Origin of the sequence: Kribbella albertanoniae (genome assembly GCF_004348455.1) — a bacterium.
Taxonomy (GTDB): domain Bacteria; phylum Actinomycetota; class Actinomycetes; order Propionibacteriales; family Kribbellaceae; genus Kribbella; species Kribbella albertanoniae.
The window spans coordinates 1-2,436 of the sequence record NZ_SMKA01000486.1; the positions used below are offsets into that span (position 1 = coordinate 1).

At 69.7% G+C, this 2,436-nt stretch carries 1 protein-coding gene; it reads left to right on the plus strand.

All coding sequences use genetic code 11. The features are described from left to right. The first annotated feature begins 74 nt into the window (after nt 1–74). Nucleotides 75–1,709, plus strand: coding sequence for a GMC oxidoreductase (locus E1261_RS44380; RefSeq protein ID WP_238176849.1), 1,635 nt, complete (start codon nt 75–77; stop codon nt 1,707–1,709). Nucleotides 1,710–2,436: the final 727 nt, after the last annotated feature.

The window sequence follows — 2,436 nt, forward strand, 5'->3', positions numbered from 1 at the left end:
CAGCTGTGTATAAGAGACAGGCTGGGGGTTGGACCGGTGCGTCGACCGAGCTGACGCTCACGCCGCGGAGCGCGTTGGCGGAGCGATATGACGTGGTGGTGATCGGGTCGGGGGCCGGTGGCGGTACGGCGGCGCAGGTGCTGGCCGAGTCCGGCCGGTCGGTGCTTGTGGTCGAGGCGGGGCGCTACCCGACGACCCAGTCGCTTGCGCACGACCACCTGCGGAATCCGCGGTCGGTGGCCGGCCTGCCTGCGGTGACCGATCCGGATCCGCAGGGACGGCCGCGCGTCGCAGTCGTCGACGGAGTGACGTCGTACCCGCTGCCGCCGGACGGGGACTGGGGCAACAACGCGTTCACCGTCGGCGGTGGGACCCGGGTGTACGGCGCGCAGGCGTGGCGGTTCGTGCCGCTCGACTTCCGGATGGCCAGCACATACGGCGTACCGGAGGGGAGCGGTCTCGCGGACTGGCCGATCTCGTACGACGACCTCGCGCCGTACTACACGTTGGCCGAGCAGCGGTTCGGGGTCAGCGGCGCGGGCGTCGACCCGTGGCACGAGCCACGTGAGCTCCCGATGCCGCCACTGCCTCGCACCGGCCCGGCCCACCGCCTCGCAGTTGCTGCCGAAACGCTCGGCTGGGGCACTCTCGACGTACCGCTGCTGATCAACTCCGTCGACTACCAAGGCCGCGCGGCCTGCGTCCGCTGCGGTCAGTGCGTCGGATTCGCCTGTCCTGTCGAGGCAAAGTCGGGCACCCACAACACCGCACTCCCCGCCGCCCTCGCAACCGGCAACTGCACGCTGCTCACCGAGACCACAGCAGAGCGGCTGGTCGTCCGCAACGGTCGAGTCGTCGGCGTCGCACTGGTTGACGGACAACTCTGGCGACGCACGATCGAATGCGCCGAGGTCGTCGTCGCCGCGGGTGCCTCCGAAACCCCACGGCTCCTGCTCAACAGCGCGCACGACGCCGAGCCGAACGGCCTCGGTAACAACCACGACCAGGTAGGCCGTTATCTCCAAGCCCACGTGTACGCCGGTGCCGTCGGACTGTTCGACGACGAGCTGACCGATCTGATCGGTCCCGGCGTCTCGATCGCGACCTGCGACTTCCGCCACGGCAACGACGGCATCATCGGCGGCGGCATGCTGGCCAACGAATTCGTGCCGACCCCGGCCGCGACGTACGACTACCTAACCGGCGCTGGCCTGATCCCGCGAGCCGGCCTGGCCGGCAAACAAGCAATGCAACGCGAAGCACGCCGCATGCTACGAGTCGTCGGCCCCATCCAGGAGGTCACCTCACCCGACTCCCGGATCCGCATCGATCCCCGAACCCGCGACCGCTTCGGCAACCCGGTCGCCAAGATCAGCGGCTCGATCCACCCCGAAGACGTCCGCGCCCAAGCCTTCATGAGCGCCAAAGCCAACGACTGGCTACTAGCCGCAGGCGCAACCCGCACAGCCCTCGCCTCCATCGGTACCACGTCCCGCGCCAGCACCGGCCAGCACCAGGCAGGCACCTGCCGCATGGGCACCGACCCAGCCCACTCAGTCACCGACCCCCACGGCCGCCTCTGGGGCCACAACAACGTCCGAATCGCCGACGCCTCCGTCCACGTAACCAACGGAGGCGTAAACCCAGTCCTAACAGTCCTCGCCAACGCCCTACGAATCACCAACCACCTGGCCCGCGGATCAGCCTGAAACTCACCAATCCGGAAAGGCCGTCTCGTCGGCCGCTTGTTGCGGTTCGAGTAGCGACCGCTCGGTACGGACTCGACCGGTGACATTTGCGGTGATTGGTCGCCGCTGCGGCCGACCAAAGGACAAGGTGGCTGGGCGATGCGGTGGGGCGGCGGAGATGGTTGCCTTCGCCCGGTGCCCGGTGCCCGGTGCCCGGTGCCCGGTGCCCGGTGCCCGGTGCCCGGTGCCCGGTGCCCGGTGCCCGGTGCCCGGTGCCCGGTGGCTTGGGCTGACGGGCTGTGGTTGCTGCCCGGGGATCACGCGGATAGTGGCTGATCCGCCGCTGTGGTTGCTGTCCCCGCTTGCAGTTGCTCCGTCGCCGTGGTCGGTGCTGACCGCTGGGCTGTGCTGCCGCTTCGAGCCTGCTGTCGCGTGGTGGGTGGACTCTCCCAGAGCTGATGTAGGCAGCACTGGCGCGGCTGGGGCTCGGGCGAGACCGGTCATGGGCAAAGGCACGTCGCGCTAGTCCGCAGCGCGGGCACTCGTCCGAGCGGGCCGGCGTTGGGTGGGCCGTGGTCCGGGTGTGCGTGCTGTTGCCGGGAGAGCCGTGGCTAGAGAATCGTGGCGGAGGGCCGTCGCTAACCTGATCCAGGTCCACGGTGACCGTGCTGGGGGCATGGGTAGGTCCGCGGGCCGGCCTGGGGGCCGGCTGCCGCGGTGGGGTGGTGGTGGGTGTTGGTGGTGGACC